The organism is Vibrio bivalvicida, assembly GCF_001399455.2.
Taxonomy (GTDB): domain Bacteria; phylum Pseudomonadota; class Gammaproteobacteria; order Enterobacterales; family Vibrionaceae; genus Vibrio; species Vibrio bivalvicida.
In genome coordinates, this window is record NZ_LLEI02000064.1 from 117,366 (window position 1) to 135,055 (window position 17,690).

The following is a 17,690-nucleotide window of genomic DNA, read 5'->3' on the forward strand; positions in this document are numbered from 1 at the left end:
CATCCTGCTTTGAGCATACGTTTATTGATACCACAATAAACTCTCATGCACTCAAAGAGGTTGTAATGGGTAAGAGTGATATATTACACAAACCAGATGACGAAGCGATTCTCGACTTAACACAGCAAAAGAAGCTATTGAAAGTCATCGCTACCATCACCCTGCTTGTGTTTGTACCACTTGGTATAAAAAACATTATTGTTGGCGAGCTAATGCTAGGCATTGTATTACTCGCCTTTGAGATTTCACTGTTATTAGAAGTCGCTGCCATTGTTTATAACAAGCAGACTTTTTTCAGCTACTATTTACCTCTTTGCCTACTAGTCACCTCTTCCATACTGACGGTGGGCATATTTGGTACCCTTGGTACATATTGGCTCTATCCGGTCGTGATAGGCATAATATTTCTTCTACGTAAGCGAGAAGCTATCATTTCAAACGCTATAGTCATCAGCGCGTCTGGGTATGCGACAACGATGCATGTAGACTATTCGGTTAGCGCTCGATATGTCATCTCGCTAATTGTCACTGCTATTTTAGTTCATGTTGTTGTTAAAGCAGTGCGTAAACTTCAAGTCGACATGCATAATCTGCTAGTGCGCGACCCCATGACGGGAGCATTTAACCGTCATGAGCTTAATATCTCGCTAGAAAAGGCCATTCAACAATACACCACTTCAACCATCGCCATTATTGATGTCGATAGGTTTAAATACATCAATGATCGATATGGCCATGATGAAGGTGACAACGTGCTTATGATGATTGTAAGAACATTCAATCGCTTTACGGGACCTACAGACAAACTATTTCGTCTTGGTGGTGATGAGTTTCTATTGCTATTCCATGGTAGAGAACGTGTGCTGACAGAAGAAATCATGAACTACATTGCTAAGGAAATCAGACATACAGTTCACGCCAACTCTACAGGAGTAAGCATTAGCGTAGGTATCGCCGAGTCCGAGCCTTTTAAACATATCCGAGAGTGGATGAAACGAGCAGATCTGGCCCTGTACGAATCCAAACGTTTGGGGCGCGATAGAGTCTCTTGCTATACCCCCTCTATGTCAGCGCAGTTTGAGCAGCGAGAAGTAGAAATCTCTCGTCGCACTAACCTCCGTTAAAAATTGGCAATTCACTGCCCCCTTTCACTTGGCGAATCGCTAAATGGGTGTGAATATCTTTGACGTTTTCTAAACGTTGAAGCTTGCGGGTGAATGATTCATATCCTGCCAAATCATGACTTACCACCTCCAGAAGATAATCGTATGCGCCAGACACGACGTGGCAACTGATCACTTCATCCATTTCTTGGACTGCCAGTTCAAAGTCTTCAATGCTTGATGCTTGATGATTGTTTAGGCTGACTTCTACAAACACCGTCATACCCACACCAATCAGATCTTTATTAAGTCTGGCGCGATAGTTGGCTATGATGCCTGACTCTTCTAGCCGTTTAATTCGCCTAGCACAAGGCGAGGCAGATAGGCCGACTTTATCTGCAATGTCTGCAGTTGACTGACGAGCGTCTTGCTGCAGCAAACGCAAAATATGTTTATCAATTCTATCCATAACTTTAACGCTAGTTTCTAGCTCAATATCTAGGTATATTAATTGTTTTAACCAAAACTATTAGTAAACATAATAAATATTGCCAGATATCACCTCCAATTACGTTCCATAATGTTTACAACTTTCGCTTTGGTCACATATGGATATGCTTTCTGGATACTTGGCAATGATTGCCACCCTATTACTTTGGTCAGGTTTTTTCCTTTCGCTCAGAAGCGGCGCACACTCAGAATTGCTCACCGCTGATATCGCGCTGGCTCGTTTTATTATCCCCTGCGTGATCCTTCTGCCCTTAGTTGTTAAAGCCAAAGACGCAATATTGACTGTTCCAAAGCGATATCTGCTGGGCATGTTTATTGGTAGTGGTTTGCCCTACCTGCTTGTCGCAGGCACTGGAATGAGTTACGCGCCCGTTTCTGATGGCAGTGCATTGATACCTGGAACCCTTCCTTTATTTGTCTCAGGAATAGCAGTGGTACTTTTTAAACAGCCGCTTAGCTCACACAGAATTGGGGGCTTGTTCCTGGTAATAGGAGGAATTGCACTCTTTCTCATGCATAGTTTTGGCAACGCAGATTCTGAACTATTGCAAGGCCACTTACTGTTTCTACTCGGTAGCAGCATGTGGGCAACCTTCACCATTTGTGCGCGAGTTTCAAACTTAAATCCTTTAGCTGCTTCAGGACTTGTTTCACTGATGTCTATGCTTGCTCTGTGTATTCTCATCGCGACTGGGGCTTTGAACAGCTACCTTTATCAGCAAAACGTCAGTGACTGGCCGTGGGGAGAACTCAGTGGCCATATCTTGCTTCAAGGTGTCGGTGCTGGTCTCATTGCCGCCTTTACCTACCTCCACGCGATTTCAGTTTTGGGGGCGGAACGAACCGCAGCTTTTGGTGCAGCCACACCCGGTATTGCAACGCTACTGGCCATACCTGTATTTAATGAGAGCCCTTCGCCACTAAGCTGGGCGGCCCTAGCGTTAATCTGCATCGGCAGTTTAATTGCCAGTAATGTTCTACTGAAAAAAGATACATCTCTGCAGTATCAACCACCGTCATTTAAGAGCGATACCGAGTAAGGCAATAATACGGGTATTTTTGAAGTTGCGCGGTTAACTGGGTATAGTTCTACTTTACCTAACTTGAACGGAAACACGTTTTGAAGACACCTTGTATCGCGGCTTGCAAAAATAACGAAGGGATCTGTAGTGGATGTCACCGCACCATGGTTGAGATAGTAAACTGGTGTCATCTGTCTGATCAAAAACGGGATGAACTTATGGCGAACCTGAGTGGCGAGACGTCTACGCATACCTGCCCTTCGTGCAGTCAGCCTGCTCAATGTGATATCAGCCAAGGTAAGTCTAACTGCTGGTGTTTTGAGATTGAAAAGCGCGATACCTCCCTGCTACCAAACACTGGAACCTGCTTGTGTCGCCAGTGTTTATCTAAGCTGCCTACCGCATAAACCCAGGCTTTAACAACACACAAATAAGGATAAGTTTTTCTAATCCAAACCCGAAAATTTTATCTCGCTTAAGATCACACTTTTCGATTGCCACATAGCCCAACTCACTCTAATATCTCGCGCCTGAAAGCTCCCTTTATTTATTCTAGTTATTAGCTTTGCTTACGCAATGCTAGTGTTTTTTACGCGTTGATTTTAGGTGTTTAAGAAATGTCTGCGTCTTCTCAAGTGATGAAGTTAACCTTCTTGATTGCAATTTTGACCGCGGTTGGTCAAATGACTCAAACCATGTATGTACCCTCGATTGGTCATATGGCAAGTGAGTTTTTGGTGTCACCAGCCGCATTGCAAGCAGTCATGGCGTGTTACTTGATCCCGTACGGTTTGTCGCAATTTGTTTATGGGCCACTGTCAGATCGACTTGGACGTAAGCCAATCATTGTCGTTGGTCTACTGATCTATATTCTTGGAACCATCATTGCCCTATTCGCCCACAGCTATGATTGGTTCTTAGCAGGTAGCTTTATTCAGGGTTTAGGTATTGGCTGTGGTGGCGCCATGTCACGCACACTAACGCGCGACTTGTTTGAAGGAGCTGAGCTGCACAAAGTAAACAGCCTGATTAGCATGTGTGTGATCTTCTCACCTTTGGTAGCCCCAGTATTGGGGGGATACCTAACAGAAACGTTAGGGTGGCGCTCGAGTTACTTATTCCTCGCACTATTTGGCATCGCCGTGGTTATCACTATGATGACAAGCTTTATGGAGACATTGCCACGTGAAAAACGTCGCTATGAGAAAGTCACCAACAGCTACCGATATGTTCTGTCAGATCGTCGCTTTCAAGGCTATTTGATCTGCTTGGTTGCAACGTTCTCAGGCATCGCTATTTTTGAAGCAGCCGCTGGAGTTCTGCTCGGGGGTGTTTTACAGCTTCCTGCGACAACCGTAAGCCTATTGTTTGTATTGCCCATTCCAGGCTATCTATTAGGTGCAGGGTTATCGAGCTATATCGCAAGTAAGCGCAATGAGAAAAGCGCACTGATCGTTGGTTTAGTTGCCATCATGCTTGGCTCCATCATTATTTTGTTGCCAGGGTTACTTGGTGATACCAATGCCATGAGCTTAATTGGTGGGGCAACGATTTACTTCTTGGGCGCGGGCATACTGTTTCCGGCGGCAACCACAGGAGCTTTATCTCCGCTACCCTACCACGCAGGTACTGGTGGTGCTGTGTTAGGTGGTATGCAAAACCTTGGCGCAGGTTTGGCAACATTAGGCGCATCATTAATCCCAACTCCAGACCAAATGCCACTTGGCGTTCTAATGCTGGTGATGTCTGTACTGGCGTTAATCGGTTTAATTCGCGTTTACCGTAAGAAAGATCCGTCCAACGACGAAATGCCCCTAGCGATTTAGCCAATAAATAAAGGAGCTCACTGAGCTCCTTTATCGTTTAGCGATTACCATTTCTTCATTAATCGGCCAACCAAATTCGGGTGGTACGCCCAGCTATGGTCGAACATGGCCATAAGCTCCGGATTACCATACTTTGACAAGCAAATCGCATGAAAGCGGTTCTTCCTCGCTCTAAGCTCTTCAACTCTGACAAGTATCTCATCCGACTGCTTAGGGGCGATAAAGTCAGAAATCACCACCAAGTCAGCATTCTTGTATTTGTCACCACACATCAAATCAATCGATTTCATGATCACAGGGCCAATATCCGTACCACCGTGAAAGTTATAGCTCAAGAAGTCACTCGCTTCACGTAAACCATCTTGCTTGGTTAGCTCATAGGTAATCTGCTCTGTGGAAAACATCATCACATAACAGTCTCTGTCTTCCGCTAAGGCAATTTGCATTAAGGCGTAAGCCATTGCTTTAGCACACTGCTCTGGGAAACCATTCATCGACCCTGAAGCATCTACACAAATAATAAACGGCCCTTTTTCTACATCAACTTGCTTGCTATCTGGTTGCTGAGCACGAATTTTACGTAGCGTTCTTGATTTACCCTGCATTCGGTAATTCATCAAACGCTTATCTACTAGATGTTTATAGAACACGACTTCAAGTTCTGGATAAGCAAGAAACATGGTTTCATTAGGTAGAAGCTTATTGAGATCATCACTTTCATGGATACCCACTATGTCGTCAGTCGCTTCGTCTGACTTCTCCTCAACCATTTGCAATTCTTCAGCTGGAGTGCGATTTAGTTCAGGGTCATTGACTTGGCCCGCCATCCGACCTAGCTTCTCACTGATCTCTTGCAAACCTTTGTTCTTTTTCAAAAACTCGGCGTGACGTTTCATTACGTTAAGGTCAGATTTGCTTAATTTTGCAGATGCCATATCCCACAAACGACCAACACTACTTTCATCACCTTCTTCGGCGACCTTATCCATGTTTTTCATGGTTTCCATTCGTTGGTAGAGGTCTTTAAGTACTTTTTCTTTGTTTGCTTCCAACTCAGTCACCTGAGCTTGACGAATAGCATCTGAGAGACTTTGATACCACTGGTCACAGAAGTAGTGTGGGAACATGGGGTTATTTAGCCCTTTGTTCTTCTCTATTAGACGGCGAGCTTGCAAGTAGAAAGCAGAATGCCATTCTAGCTTCTTGATAACATCTGATATTTCGTTAAAGAATCGAGGTTCATCCCAATGAATCACTTCTTGATACAAGGCTAATTCTTGCTGGAACCGGTCGGTTTCACACACCTTAGTAATGCGCTTTTTAACGCTACTACGCCATTTAAGCAGGTGATTTTTTACCGAGCTTTTGACACCACGGTTTTCCGCCATCGCCATCACTTGCGTACGCGCTAACAGATCATTCACCGCAGAGTCTATTATCCCTGAATCTGCCACCGCTAACGCTAGATTTAAACCGTCTGCTCCTAACATGTCGGCTCCTTATGAGAAGAACTGATTTAAGTTCTTAAAACGGAAAACCGTACGCTCACACTCGGTTTTAGCAGACTCCAACACTTGCTGGAGATTTTGTAGGCTTGCTTCCATAACTCGTGGAAGTTCTTGATCTATAAAGCCATGTGGCAATGCACCATGAAAATTCGAACGCACTTTACGTAAATGATGCTCGGCGTGCTCCAACTGCACCATTGCTTGTTCAGACTTGGTTAACCACTCTTGATAGATTGAGTCGTCTAGACCCTTGTTAGTCACCACTGACACCAATACGCCACGATTCGCGATATCCTTGATCACTAAGTTGTTCGCCGCATCGACATCAAATCTTAAACGGCACATATTGGTATTTTGGTTAACATAGCCATAAACATCCCCTTGCCCATCTTTTATCACCCGCTCAAGTTCATTTTTCGGAACATATACCCAGCGGCTATCACCTTTTTCTGATTCAGAAACCGACATATTACTTTGTAATAGAACGAGCTTCACAAGGCCAAAAGTACTACCCACTTTGTAGCTCTTAGCATTGGAAAGATCATAGCTATTGATTTGCTTCTTGAGTAAGCCTGTCGTCGACTCCATCGAGAGCATGATACCGAACTCTGATTCAAGCTCTTCTTGAATGTCGCCCAGCTCTTCACGACACAATGTAATCTGTTGCTCGACTTCTTGCTGATCAAAAGCGTGGTTGAGAGCAAACTGCTTGATCACACTCCGCACGACATCGCGCGATTCGGGGCTATTCCACAAGCAGTCTTGGAGCAAAAGGAGATCAAGTGGGTTAATCGAATCTCGTCCGTTAAAGTACGCACTTGCTTTAAGCAACTTTACGGCTTTCTTCCAGCGGCGGTCTGAGACATACATGTCGGTATCTGCCACATCGACACCACTTTCTGCTGTTGCGGCACTTTCTAGCATACTCTTAAGCTCAAACAGCTTTTCAAATACCTCATCAGATAGCTCCAACTGTTCCAGCTCAGATTGCCACTGATGATACTCTTGATCGGTAATTGCTAGCCCCTCAGGGATTACTGCCTCTTGAGGTGTACCTACCGTCAGCATGGATTTGAAGTTTTGCTTGTTTTGGATTCTATTGACGAACACGCGCACTAGCATACGATCGTATAAAGCTTCTAGACCGCTGTCTTGATCTGGTAGCTCGTTAGATGCAGAAACTAACAGCCTCATTGGTACGCGCTCAATATCGCTACCATTCTTAAAGGTCTTCTCGTTCACCACTGTCAGTAACGTATTAAGAATCGCAGGACCCGCTTTCCAGATCTCATCAAGGAACACCACCTGAGCCGTAGGTAGATACCCTTTGGTCAAACGTAAGTAACGGCCGTTATCTTTCAGCTCTTGAATGCTCAAAGGGCCAAACACTTCTTCCGGTGTTGAAAAGCGGGTCATTAGGTATTCAAAGTAAGAAGAATTATCGAACGCTTGAATAAGGCGCTTTGCAATAAGGCTTTTTGCTATACCTGGAGGCCCTAACAAGAAAACACTCTCTCCGGCCAAAGCGGCAAGCAAACACAATTTGATGGTTTCTTCACGCTCATAAACGCCGTCAGATAATGCTTGCGCCAACTTGTTGATTCGTTCAGAGAGCAACGCTTTTTGTGAGTGAGACACTCGATTCTGGCTAATCATATTCGCGCTCTCCTAAGGCTAACTGGATGGTATGTATGTATAATTTTATACATTTGTTATCACTTTGTTACAAGTGCAATTTGCAAATTGGACAAATCTTTATATCAGATGGAGTTTTTACGTAACTGGCTGAAAACAATGTTTGCACTTTTGAGATATTCATCACTTAAGGTGCACATAGTTTGCGACCCATTCTCGAGATTGAGCTTTATCTCCAAAGCTTGAGACGTTAATGTACCTCCTGTCAGGAGCTAGGACTTAACAAATATCAAATGGAAAACAGTATAAAAACGATCCATTCATGGAAGCGTATCTCCCTTATCGAAGAGTCAATCCCTCTACCTAACGGCCAAGAGATCACCCATACAACGATATCTCATCCGGGCGCTGCAGTGATTCTACCCATCAACGAGCATGGCCATATCATTGTTATCAATCAATACCGCCCCTCCCTAAAGAAATGGTTATTGGAACTTCCAGCAGGTACATTAGAGTCTGATGAGCCGATTGAATTCTGTGCGCACCGTGAGTTGGAAGAAGAAACTGGTTACAGCGCGAAAAGAATGATATCTCTAGGGCAAGTAACACCATTGGCCGGGTTTTGTGATGAAATTCAATATTTGTTCGTCGCTAAGCAACTGACCCAAACAAAACGTTACCAGTGCGATGACGATGAAGTCATAGAAGTACTTTCTTTGTCAGTACAACAACTCGAACAAAAGATTATTGATGGCGAAATCACCGATGCAAAAACCATCGCGTGTTTGAGCAAAGCAAAGCTGTGTGGATATATTTAGGAGTTAAGATTATGGATTTTCGTTCAGATACAGTGACCAAGCCAACTGAAGCAATGCGTAAAGCAATGGCGGAAGCGCTTGTAGGGGATGATGTGTATGGCGATGACCCAACCGTGAACGAATTAGAACAATGGACGGCAGAGCGACACGGATTTGAAGCAGCACTGTTTACCACCTCAGGAACTCAAGCTAACCTGCTAGGTTTGATGGCTCACTGTGAGCGTGGCGAAGAGTACCTTTGCGGTCAACAAGCGCACAACTACAAGTATGAAGCAGGTGGTGCAGCTGTGTTGGGGTCTATTCAGCCTCAACCGATTGAAAACAATCCAGATGGAACGCTCGACTTTGCCAAACTCAAAGCGGCAATTAAACCTGACGATTCACATTTTGCTCGCACTAAGTTACTTAGCCTAGAAAACACCATCAATGGAAAGGTGTTACCACTTTCATACCTAGCTGAGGCAAGAAAGTTCGTTGACGAGCATGGCCTGTCACTTCACCTTGATGGTGCTCGCGTATATAACGCTGCCGCCGCACTCGATGTTGACGTAAAAGAGATAGCTCAACACTTCGACTCAATGACCATCTGTTTATCAAAAGGATTGTGTGCACCCATTGGCTCCCTCCTTCTAGGCAGTAAAGCCTTCATCGCCAAAGCTCGCCGACTGCGTAAAATGGTGGGTGGTGGTATGCGTCAAGCAGGTATTCTTGCTGCAGCGGGTAAACTGGCATTAACCGAGCAAGTTGAGCAGTTAGACGTCGATCATCAAAACGCTAAGAAATTAGCAATAGGTTTAAGTAAGTTGCAAGGCGTTCATGTCAACCCAGACTTTGTACAAACCAACATCGTGTTTGCCAAACTGGATGCAACCGTTCAAATCGAAAAGATTGCCAACCAATTGGCTGATGACGGTATTACCGTATCTCCGGGGAATCCGATTCGTTTCGTGACCCATAAAGATGTATCAAGCGATGATATTGAGCTTTTATTAGCGAAACTTGCGCAATACATCAAATAATAGACTTTGAGCTTCCCCTAGGGGGAAGCTTTATTGTTTGCGTATTGACGGCTAAACGAGAGGCAACAATGATACGCACTCTTCCCTTACTGCTCTTAATTCCTTCACTCGCCCTAGCAAGCAACCAATTTGGCGATCCGGAATTAGGTAAAATCAAATCACCTAGCTGCGTATTTTGTCACGGTCAGGACGGCACTGCATCCAATCCTGCTTACCCTCACCTAAAAGGGCAAAACGCCCAATACCTATTTCAATCGATGAAAGACTATCAAGATGGCAATCGGACAGGTGCACTGGCCGAGATGATGAAGGTTCAGCTTTCTAGGCTCAATAACCAAGATTTGAAAGACATTTCTGCTTACTTTTCTAGCCAAGAATAAAGAACACGAAACGCTTCGGAAAATAAATCGCGGTAGTTCTCGTTTAACTTAAGTTCTGTATAACACCTTCACTACATGCCAACCAAACTTGGTTTTAACTAAATGCGGAACCAGAGTTTCGCCAGAAAAACACACTTTATCGAATTGTGGTACCATCTGGCCTTTTCTGAACTCACCTAAGTCCCCCCCTTTTTTACCCGACGGACACGTTGAGTATTTCTTCGCAAGGGTCTGAAACTTTGCGCCTTTCTTTAGTTGCTTGATGATGTCTTCTGCTTGCTCTTTATGCTTAACTAAAATATGAAGTGCGTGCGCTGTTTTAGCCATAATGATGCCTCTGATAATGACTCTGTTTTGCGGGAATTGTACCCGAATAAAACGAGATCTTCACCCAAGCAATTGTCGTTCTAAATAACGAATGTCTATCTTATCAGCGTTTAGAAGCAAATTTGATTTGCATCCATTGATCATCGGGGTAAATCCGTTACCATTTATAAATATAGTCGCACATACGAGAAGCCCATGGCCAAACCAGCTAGTAAAGCGAATCAGTCTCAAGGCATGCTGATGTTTACTTTAACCAGCAGTAAACAGTTGTTCGCAATTGGCACTCTAAAAGTCAGAGAAATTGTGCCATTTCAACCGACGACTCAGATCCCTTACTCGCATCACCATGTCCTTGGAACGGTTACGATTCGTGATAAGACGATTCCGGTAATTAATATGCCCGCCGCGATTGGTTTTCGCCCAATCCAACCCGACGAGTACGATTCGTGCTATTTGATTGTCACGGACTGTCTACGCACCATTGTTGCCTTTATGGTGCGTTCAATTGAAAAAATCATTGAGTGTGATTGGAAATCGATCGAGTCTACTCCTGCAAGTGCTGGCTCTAATGTATTCGTGACAGGCATTACTCGCTTTGAAGATCACATCGTGCAGATGTTGGATGTTGAGCTGTTATTATCTAAAATCTATCCGCAGTACGAATCAACCAGTATCCCAATGCTTACAGACATTGAACGTGAGCGATTAAAAGCGCTCAATATTCTGTTGGTAGACGACTCTTCTATTGCTCGAAAACAGCTATCCGATGCGTTAGATAGCATTAATATTTCTTACCAAATCTGCAACAATGGCCTTGATGCACTTGAGCTGATGAGAAAAGAAGCATCTGCTGATCGGGCGATCGATCTTCTGGTGAGCGATATCGAAATGCCAGGGCTCGATGGTTATGAACTCGCATTCGAGACTCAGAATGACCCTGCCCTAAAAAACAGTTATGTAATTCTGCATACTTCACTTTCCAGTGAGATATGTGTTGATCGCGCCCAACAAGTCGGTGCTCATGAAGCACTCGAAAAGTTTAATGCCGGAGAGTTAATTCAAGCGATGTTGCGTGGAGCAAGCAAACTTGAGTCAGGTAATGTTCGCGAAGAAGTACCGCAAGGGGTTTAGCGCAATGTGATAGCTAGTTGTATCGTGATTCTGACCTTGCTATCGCTATATTTTGTCAATATAAACATATACATGTGATAAAGTTTATATAAACTATTAATTAATCGTCCAAAAGTGATACAAAGCATACATCCAGAGTAGAAATCCGCTACTCTTAATGTACAGGTGTCGAGATAAGAATATTCCTAAGAAATGACTGACAACGACTTCAAAAAATCGACGGATAATTTAAAAAGAGCCGTCCCATTAATGATGAAAAACCATGTGGCTGCCACACCTGCAAACTATGCACTCTGGTATACCTATGTGGACAACGCGATTCCCCAGCTCAATCGTGAGCTAGACAGTGTCGTTGAGAATTACGGTATCTGCCCACCAGCAGCAGGCGAGCAGCTATACAACAACTATGTTGCCAGTCGTTCAGAAACAGATATGCGTGAACTGCGCAACAGCATAGAAATCCTAGTGAACGAAGTTGCTAGCTCGATGAGTGACACCCTTTCAGACACTTCACAGTTTTCACAAATGATTGACAAAAGCTTCGACAACCTAGAGCGTGTGGAAGATCAAGCGATGTCAATGGATGAAGTCATGACTGTAATTCGTCAACTGGTCGCGGAGTCACGAGAAATCAGGCACTCAACCCGTTTTCTGAATAACCAGCTCGAAACGGCTTCCAAAGAGATCAGCCTACTAAAAACTCAGCTTGCAGAGGTTCAGCAAGACGCGCTATTTGATGCATTAACGAGCTTGTACAACCGCCGCGCCTTCGATAATGATATTAGCACCTTGTGCCGCTCTGAGCAGAAGATGTGTCTAGTACTGGCAGATATTGACCACTTTAAATCATTCAACGACACCTATGGTCACTTGTTTGGTGATACCGTCATCAAGGGGATTGCACGTAGACTTCAGCTAGGTTGCCGAGACGGTATCCAAGCTTATAGATTTGGTGGCGAAGAGTTCGCTTTGATAGTACCAAATAAGTCACTGCGCATTGCAAGGCAGTTTGCTGAGAGCTTACGCCGCACAATAGAGAAGCTCTCGATCAAAGATCGTCGCACTTCGCAGCAGGTTGGCAATATTACGATTTCTATGGGCGTTGCTGAGCTTCAACCAGGTGAAGCAGCAGAGTCTCTGATCGAGCGCGCAGACAAGCTTCTGTATGAGGCCAAAGAACTAGGGCGAAATCGTGTAATGCCGTTATAAGTCACAAAGCAAAAAATTGACAAGGCCCTAAGACATACTCTTAGGGTCTTTTTTATCCATCAGCAGTGATAGCGGTAATCAGCTCCTGCTGAACAATGTCGGCTTTATCATTGTCGATCTGACAAGTCCCCGCAGCTTTATGCCCTCCACCTCCATACTTGAGCATTAGCTCTCCTACATTGGTTTTAGAACTGCGGTCAAAAATGGATTTCCCAGTGGCGAACACCGTATTTTGCTTTTGAAAACCCCACATTTTGTGAATAGATATATTGCACTGCGGATACAGAGCATAAACAATAAAGCGATTACCTGCGTATATAACCTCTTCCCCGGTTAAATCGAGCAGGATAAGATTGTCATACACTGTCGCGCATCGTTGAATCTGCGCTTTAAATAAATTTTCATGCTCTCGATATAGCTCGATGCGTTCCTTGACATCAGGTAGCGCAAGCAATTCATCAATCGTATGATTTTTGCAATACTCAATTAAGTCCATCATCAAAGCGTAATTAGAGATACGGAACTCGCGGAAACGCCCCAGTCCAGTTCTTGCATCCATCAGGAAGTTCAATAGGTTCCAACCTGTCGAGTCCAACACTTCATCACGATTAAACTGCGCAGAATCCCCCTTATCTACCGCTTCCATCATATCGTCCCATTCGGTTGGAAAAACCTTATTCCCGCCATAATGCTCCCAAACTACGCGCGCGGCTGAAGGAGCATCGGGGTCGATGATGTGATTTTCATACCGTTCAGGGTTGCGTAACAATTCAGACAAGTGGTGATCAAAGACAAGGTGTGCCTGTTTTACATAAGGCAGGTTAGTCACAATATCATTAGAAGTAATCTCAATGATTCCGTCTTGCATGTCTTTAGGATGGACGAATTTAATATCGTCAATTAGGTCAAGTTGCTTAAACAAAACGGCGCACACTAGACCGTCAAAGTCGCTTCGCGTAACAAGTCGATATTTTTGCTCGGACATCTGGCACTTCCTATGCTTAGTCTTCTTATGTTAATACTCATTGGTCATACAAACGCATTTAGCTAAGTTATATAGCTTTGTTGTATAACTTCTTTTAATTTTAGACATCACTAACTTTTTAACAAATTCTAGACAGAGTTTTTCATACCTTACCCTATAATCGATATGCTACTCATTGATTCAATATAGGTTTTATTATGAAGAAAACGTGTTTTGCCGTCTCTATTGCTAGTGTCGCAATACTCTCTGGTTGTGCAACCAAAACAGACGAATACGAAGTCAAAGGCTACACTTCGATGGCAAACCCTGCTTCGGTGTACTGTGTCCAGCAAGGAGGTACACTAGAAACGGTCACTGAAAATGAACAACGTCTGACCTACTGCTTGTTGCCAAACGATGAGCGAATCGAAGAGTGGGATTATTACCGCCAAAACCATAAAGAGCAGTAAACGCCAACGAAGGAGAGAGTAAGTTAGCGACTTTGTAGTCTTCGTTTAATCACCTCGCAATTTAGACATCTATTAGGCTTTGTCTTTCGGGATCATAGCGGCGGTTCATTTTGGTTAAATGCTTATCCAGAAGTGCTAATTGCTGTATCAAATCTTCAGGTAAAGCTTCAACGCATGTCTTATTGATCGCTTTCTCTATCGTGCTCAACGAATACAGATCACTAGGGTCAGAAATAAGATCTTTCAGCGCTTCCAGTGCTTTACGCGCTGCTGCGTAGGGCTTTTCCCTGACTATCTCCAAAGGTCTGGCAAAGGCTTGGTTTTTCACCCCTTCAAGATAAACGCGATAAGTCGTCAGCTCATCAAGTAACAAGAATATCCGACCTAGAGTATTGTGATGTGGGTAAGGAACTGCGGTATGCTTGTCGAGTATTGGGGAGATAGCCAAATCCAAACCACTTTGAGCACATTGGTTTCTCAATGTGGTCAGTAGACCCTGTTCATCCATGAGTCGCTGTATTTCAAAAATTCGATTAAGGTGATAATCGTTTGATACAAGCAACACGTTGATTACCTGCCCTACCCGACACAACTTACTCGCGACTAGCTTATCTGCTGCGTTACAGATGTTCTCAATCGTATTGGTCGATTGGTCTTCGAGGATAATATGAGGCGGCATTTGCCCCTGATGAAAAGACTTGAAGCAATCAAACATAGCTTGAGCTTCAGTTTGCATTTGCCCTTCCGTCGCACCACCACAGAAAATGACTGCCGTTTGATCGAGGTTTAATGTATTTAACGTTGCGCTTAACGCTTGGACTCTTGATCTACCCTCTAACGTAAGCACATTGTTGACGAGCCGCTTACCCAGTATCAGTACAACATTAATAATGTTCATTATTTATCCATGTCTCAATTATTCCTACTGAGTAACGCTTAAACTGTACAAGCATCCACTTTATCGCTAGCTTATCAGAGGTTAATATTTTGTTAACAGGCCGCATGCGAGACGTTATCTCCACTTGCGTGCCATACTTGTAATTAAAAGAGCCTGAAAGACAGGCCACTACAACAGGAAGTAAAGTTTATGCTGTCGATATTTGATATCTTCAAGGTGGGAGTGGGGCCTTCAAGCTCTCATACCAACGGGCCAATGCTCGCAGGTTATCATTTTACGCGCTATCTCGCCTCATCAATCACAAAAGTCAGTCGCGTACAGGTTGATCTTTACGGTTCACTATCTCTGACTGGCAAAGGTCACCACACAGACCGAGCGGTTATCTTAGGCTTGCTGGGCAACAAGCCCGACACGATTAAAATGGGCAGTGCGAAACAAACACTGGCAACAACATTAGAAGAAGGCAACTTAGTTCTTGCTGGGGCCCACACTATAGATTTCAGCTATGAAAGCGATATTTTGTTTCATGACGACAACCTACCCCTGCATGAAAATGGGATGACCGTTACCGCTTATGATCCATTCGGCCATCAACTTGCACTTGAAACCTACTATTCAATCGGTGGCGGCTTTATTGCTACGGCAAAAGAGCTCGAAGAAGGTGGCTCGGCCAACAAAGTGGATGTTCCATTTCCTTTCACCAGTGCTGACGAAATGCTAGAAATGGCAGAAAACAGTGGCCTCAGCCTTGGCGGAATGATTCTGAAAAATGAGCAAAACTTCTTTTCAGACGATGAAATTACCCGCAAAGCAGAGCAAATCTGGAAAGTCATGTCGTTGTGTATGCAGCGCGGTTTTGAAACCGAAGGCATTTTGGAAGGCGGCCTCAATGTCACTCGACGTGCGCCAAACTTACTAAAGAAACTTGAGGCCAATGCCTCAATTGAAAACGATCCTATGGAAATCATGGATTGGATTAACCTATTCGCATTTGCCGTAAGTGAAGAGAATGCTGCCGGTGGGCAGGTCGTCACATCGCCAACCAACGGTGCTGCTGGGGTCATTCCTGCGGTATTAATGTATTACCATAGATTTGTTAAAGAACTCGACACTAAGCAGCTCAAAGACTTCCTTGCTGTGGCGGGTGCTATTGGTATTTTATATAAAACCAACGCTTCAATCTCGGGGGCTGAGGTTGGCTGTCAGGGAGAGGTTGGCGTGTCATCATCGATGGCAGCCGCAGGGCTAACAGCGCTTCGCGGTGGCAGCAACGAGCAAATCTGTATTGCAGCTGAAATTGCTATGGAGCACTCATTGGGGATGACCTGTGACCCGATCGGTGGATTAGTTCAAGTACCTTGTATTGAGCGCAATGCGATGGGCGCTATGAAAGCAATCAATGCATCCCGCATGGCACTCAAACGCACCAGCAAATGTTTAATCTCTCTTGATAAGGTCATCGCGACCATGTATCAAACAGGTAAGGATATGAATAAGAAGTACCGCGAAACATCACTCGGAGGTCTCGCTGTTATCCATATGTCCCCGCCTTGTGAGTAGTTTAATGGAAAGGCGCGGAATTGTCCGCGCCTTAGATCAACGATGAGTGTAAGACGATTAAATCTTATCGACCACTGCGAGAGTTGCCGTCAGCATATCGTGCCCGAACTTAACACTGCGCTCAGGTGACCAGCCGTATAAAGGGTCTGGGTACTCATTGTTGTCTTTAAATGGCATCTCTACCGTATAAGACAAACACTTAAATTGCTCACCAACCCAGTTTGAGCCTACTGTTAGGTTTGCCTTACCTGGCTCATCTTTGTCATAACCCTGCTCATCTTGAAACTCTGGGGTAACCGTAAGCAACGCTTGCTTAAACGCCGCCTCTAAATTCGCTAAACGCTCGTCATAAGAAGGAATGCCTTCAGAGCCCGCAACAAAGTTAAATGGGATCGCTTCATCACCGTGGATATCTAGGAACATATCAGCACCCGTTTCCAGCATTCGCTCTCGTACCAAATAGACTTCTGGGCTACGCGCCATAGACGGTGTTTGCCATTCACGGTTGAGGTTAACACCAATTGCATTACAGCGTAGGTGGCCACGAATCGAACCATCTGGATTCATGTTAGGTACGACATAAAGTACAGCCTTCTCTAACAAAGCACGCACTGTGGTGTCATCATCATCGAGCAGACGTTGAATTAAGCCTTCTATAAACCATTCCGCCATAGTCTCACCCGGGTGTTGGCGGGCAATCAGCCAGATTTTCTTTTTCCCTTCTTCAAATTCACCAAACGTCAGTAGACTCATATCATTACCATCTAACGTACCACCTAGTGTTTCAAGCCGACAATGATGAGCACTCTGCGCCATATGAAGCAGGTCTAGATGGCGGTCGTAAGTATAAGGGGCAAAGTAAGCAAAATAGATAGAACCACGTTCTGGAATAACCTGAAAGGTCAGCGTATCACCATCAAATTGTGCCGGAATACGGAACCATTCTTCACGGTCGTATGAAGCTACGATATCGTAGCCACTCCACCCTTCCGGGTAAGCTGAATTTTTTAGATCGAGCAATTGAATAGTATGTGACTGCTCAGCTTGCGTTTCTAGTCGAAAGTGGAACCACTGATAGAACTCTGACTGATTGTCGTTGGGAACCTTGAGTTGAATCTGATCTTTATTCTCGATACTCACGACTTCTATGCTGCCACTATCGAAGTTACTAAAAATCTTCATGCTTACATTCCTTAACTATTTAAAGAGCAAAGTAGGAGGCTAGCACAGTTCTCAGTCGATAATAAGTCTCTTTACCATGCTTTCTCGTACAGGTATTGCCGAAAAATATCCCACGCAAACGTTTTGGA

General features: G+C 44.3%; 18 protein-coding genes. 11 read left to right on the forward strand and 7 right to left on the reverse strand.

Annotated features, from left to right (window positions below; translation table 11 throughout):
• Window positions 1–65 precede the first annotated feature (65 nt).
• Window positions 66–1,124 (forward strand): GGDEF domain-containing protein, encoded by a 1,059-nt coding sequence (locus tag APB76_RS18665; protein WP_049843116.1) that lies wholly within the window; start codon window positions 66–68, stop codon window positions 1,122–1,124.
• Here APB76_RS18665 and APB76_RS18670 read toward each other — a convergent pair.
• Window positions 1,111–1,572 carry an Lrp/AsnC family transcriptional regulator gene (locus APB76_RS18670; RefSeq protein ID WP_049843117.1) on the reverse strand — a complete coding sequence of 154 codons (462 nt, stop codon included), beginning with the start codon at window positions 1,570–1,572 and terminating at the stop codon, window positions 1,111–1,113. The two genes, APB76_RS18665 and APB76_RS18670, sit on opposite strands and share 14 nt — an antisense overlap.
• A 145-nt stretch (window positions 1,573–1,717) precedes the next feature.
• On the opposite strand from APB76_RS18670, the gene APB76_RS18675 reads away from it, so the two are divergent.
• From APB76_RS18675 to emrD, 3 genes are all read left to right on the forward strand, one after another.
• The gene (locus tag APB76_RS18675) at window positions 1,718–2,653 is read left to right on the forward strand and encodes a DMT family transporter (protein WP_193395095.1); all 936 of its coding nucleotides are present in this window, start codon (window positions 1,718–1,720) and stop codon (window positions 2,651–2,653) included.
• 80 nt (window positions 2,654–2,733) lie between these two features.
• Complete coding sequence (locus APB76_RS22735; protein WP_074181731.1) at window positions 2,734–3,042, forward strand: DUF1289 domain-containing protein; 309 nt, start codon at window positions 2,734–2,736, stop codon at window positions 3,040–3,042.
• 210 nt (window positions 3,043–3,252) lie between these two features.
• A complete protein-coding gene (gene emrD, locus APB76_RS18680; protein WP_049843118.1) occupies window positions 3,253–4,461 on the forward strand; it encodes a multidrug efflux MFS transporter EmrD in 1,209 nt (402 codons plus the stop codon).
• Window positions 4,462–4,505: 44 nt separating this feature from the next.
• Here the strand turns inward: emrD and viaA are convergent, their stop codons facing one another.
• A complete protein-coding gene (viaA, locus tag APB76_RS18685; RefSeq protein ID WP_054962286.1) occupies window positions 4,506–5,951 on the reverse strand; it encodes an ATPase RavA stimulator ViaA in 1,446 nt (481 codons plus the stop codon).
• A gap of 9 nt (window positions 5,952–5,960) precedes the next feature.
• Window positions 5,961–7,625 carry an ATPase RavA domain-containing protein gene (locus APB76_RS18690; RefSeq protein ID WP_049843120.1) on the reverse strand — a complete coding sequence of 555 codons (1,665 nt, stop codon included), beginning with the start codon at window positions 7,623–7,625 and terminating at the stop codon, window positions 5,961–5,963.
• 272 nt (window positions 7,626–7,897) lie between these two features.
• Between APB76_RS18690 and APB76_RS18695 the strand changes: the two genes are divergently transcribed.
• The 3 genes from APB76_RS18695 to APB76_RS18705 all read left to right on the forward strand — a co-directional run bounded on the left by APB76_RS18695 (window position 7,898) and on the right by APB76_RS18705 (window position 9,821).
• On the forward strand, window positions 7,898–8,422 hold the full coding sequence (locus tag APB76_RS18695; RefSeq protein WP_049843121.1) for an NUDIX hydrolase: 525 nt from the start codon (window positions 7,898–7,900) through the stop codon (window positions 8,420–8,422).
• 11 nt (window positions 8,423–8,433) lie between these two features.
• Window positions 8,434–9,441 (forward strand): low-specificity L-threonine aldolase, encoded by a 1,008-nt coding sequence (gene ltaE / locus APB76_RS18700; RefSeq protein WP_054962287.1) that lies wholly within the window; start codon window positions 8,434–8,436, stop codon window positions 9,439–9,441.
• A gap of 68 nt (window positions 9,442–9,509) precedes the next feature.
• Entirely contained in the window at window positions 9,510–9,821 is a 312-nt protein-coding gene (locus APB76_RS18705) for a c-type cytochrome (protein ID WP_049843123.1), read from the forward strand.
• A 48-nt stretch (window positions 9,822–9,869) separates the two neighbouring features.
• Here the strand turns inward: APB76_RS18705 and ppiC are convergent, their stop codons facing one another.
• Window positions 9,870–10,148, reverse strand: coding sequence for a peptidylprolyl isomerase PpiC (gene ppiC / locus APB76_RS18710; protein ID WP_045955815.1), 279 nt, complete (start codon window positions 10,146–10,148; stop codon window positions 9,870–9,872).
• 195 nt (window positions 10,149–10,343) lie between these two features.
• Between ppiC and APB76_RS18715 the strand changes: the two genes are divergently transcribed.
• Together APB76_RS18715 and APB76_RS18720 are read left to right on the forward strand one after the other, a co-directional pair.
• On the forward strand, window positions 10,344–11,279 hold the full coding sequence (locus tag APB76_RS18715; RefSeq protein WP_049843124.1) for a chemotaxis protein: 936 nt from the start codon (window positions 10,344–10,346) through the stop codon (window positions 11,277–11,279).
• Window positions 11,280–11,471: 192 nt separating this feature from the next.
• On the forward strand, window positions 11,472–12,488 hold the full coding sequence (locus APB76_RS18720) for a GGDEF domain-containing protein (protein WP_049843125.1): 1,017 nt from the start codon (window positions 11,472–11,474) through the stop codon (window positions 12,486–12,488).
• Between the two features lie 52 nt (window positions 12,489–12,540).
• Here APB76_RS18720 and APB76_RS18725 read toward each other — a convergent pair whose 3' ends face one another.
• The gene (locus APB76_RS18725) at window positions 12,541–13,473 is read right to left on the reverse strand and encodes a DHH family phosphoesterase (protein ID WP_049843126.1); all 933 of its coding nucleotides are present in this window, start codon (window positions 13,471–13,473) and stop codon (window positions 12,541–12,543) included.
• A 197-nt stretch (window positions 13,474–13,670) separates the two neighbouring features.
• On the opposite strand from APB76_RS18725, the gene APB76_RS18730 reads away from it, so the two are divergent.
• Window positions 13,671–13,922 carry a putative hemolysin gene (locus APB76_RS18730; protein WP_049843127.1) on the forward strand — a complete coding sequence of 84 codons (252 nt, stop codon included), beginning with the start codon at window positions 13,671–13,673 and terminating at the stop codon, window positions 13,920–13,922.
• Between the two features lie 61 nt (window positions 13,923–13,983).
• Here APB76_RS18730 and APB76_RS18735 read toward each other — a convergent pair whose 3' ends face one another.
• On the reverse strand, window positions 13,984–14,820 hold the full coding sequence (locus APB76_RS18735) for a YdcF family protein (protein WP_049843128.1): 837 nt from the start codon (window positions 14,818–14,820) through the stop codon (window positions 13,984–13,986).
• A gap of 189 nt (window positions 14,821–15,009) precedes the next feature.
• Between APB76_RS18735 and APB76_RS18740 the strand changes: the two genes are divergently transcribed.
• Entirely contained in the window at window positions 15,010–16,380 is a 1,371-nt protein-coding gene (locus tag APB76_RS18740; RefSeq protein ID WP_049843129.1) for an L-serine ammonia-lyase, read from the forward strand.
• Window positions 16,381–16,437: 57 nt separating this feature from the next.
• On the opposite strand, the gene APB76_RS18745 is transcribed toward APB76_RS18740, so the two are convergent.
• Window positions 16,438–17,562 carry a M14 family metallopeptidase gene (locus APB76_RS18745; protein WP_054962288.1) on the reverse strand — a complete coding sequence of 375 codons (1,125 nt, stop codon included), beginning with the start codon at window positions 17,560–17,562 and terminating at the stop codon, window positions 16,438–16,440.
• Between the last annotated feature and the right edge of the window lie 128 nt (window positions 17,563–17,690).

Excerpts from the sequence above, each read along its gene's own strand:
- APB76_RS18665 (WP_049843116.1), top strand. The coding sequence starts at position 66 with ATGGGTAAGAGTGATATATTACACAAACCAGATGACGAAGCGATTCTC.
- APB76_RS18670 (WP_049843117.1), bottom strand. The coding sequence starts at position 1,572 with ATGGATAGAATTGATAAACATATTTTGCGTTTGCTGCAGCAAGACGCT.
- APB76_RS18675 (WP_193395095.1), top strand. The coding sequence starts at position 1,718 with ATGCTTTCTGGATACTTGGCAATGATTGCCACCCTATTACTTTGGTCA.
- emrD (WP_049843118.1), top strand. The coding sequence starts at position 3,253 with ATGTCTGCGTCTTCTCAAGTGATGAAGTTAACCTTCTTGATTGCAATT.
- viaA (WP_054962286.1), bottom strand. The coding sequence starts at position 5,951 with ATGTTAGGAGCAGACGGTTTAAATCTAGCGTTAGCGGTGGCAGATTCA.
- APB76_RS18690 (WP_049843120.1), bottom strand. The coding sequence starts at position 7,625 with ATGATTAGCCAGAATCGAGTGTCTCACTCACAAAAAGCGTTGCTCTCT.
- APB76_RS18695 (WP_049843121.1), top strand. The coding sequence starts at position 7,898 with ATGGAAAACAGTATAAAAACGATCCATTCATGGAAGCGTATCTCCCTT.
- ltaE (WP_054962287.1), top strand. The coding sequence starts at position 8,434 with ATGGATTTTCGTTCAGATACAGTGACCAAGCCAACTGAAGCAATGCGT.
- APB76_RS18705 (WP_049843123.1), top strand. The coding sequence starts at position 9,510 with ATGATACGCACTCTTCCCTTACTGCTCTTAATTCCTTCACTCGCCCTA.
- ppiC (WP_045955815.1), bottom strand. The coding sequence starts at position 10,148 with ATGGCTAAAACAGCGCACGCACTTCATATTTTAGTTAAGCATAAAGAG.
- APB76_RS18715 (WP_049843124.1), top strand. The coding sequence starts at position 10,344 with ATGGCCAAACCAGCTAGTAAAGCGAATCAGTCTCAAGGCATGCTGATG.
- APB76_RS18720 (WP_049843125.1), top strand. The coding sequence starts at position 11,472 with ATGACTGACAACGACTTCAAAAAATCGACGGATAATTTAAAAAGAGCC.
- APB76_RS18725 (WP_049843126.1), bottom strand. The coding sequence starts at position 13,473 with ATGTCCGAGCAAAAATATCGACTTGTTACGCGAAGCGACTTTGACGGT.
- APB76_RS18730 (WP_049843127.1), top strand. The coding sequence starts at position 13,671 with ATGAAGAAAACGTGTTTTGCCGTCTCTATTGCTAGTGTCGCAATACTC.
- APB76_RS18735 (WP_049843128.1), bottom strand. The coding sequence starts at position 14,820 with ATGAACATTATTAATGTTGTACTGATACTGGGTAAGCGGCTCGTCAAC.
- APB76_RS18740 (WP_049843129.1), top strand. The coding sequence starts at position 15,010 with ATGCTGTCGATATTTGATATCTTCAAGGTGGGAGTGGGGCCTTCAAGC.
- APB76_RS18745 (WP_054962288.1), bottom strand. The coding sequence starts at position 17,562 with ATGAAGATTTTTAGTAACTTCGATAGTGGCAGCATAGAAGTCGTGAGT.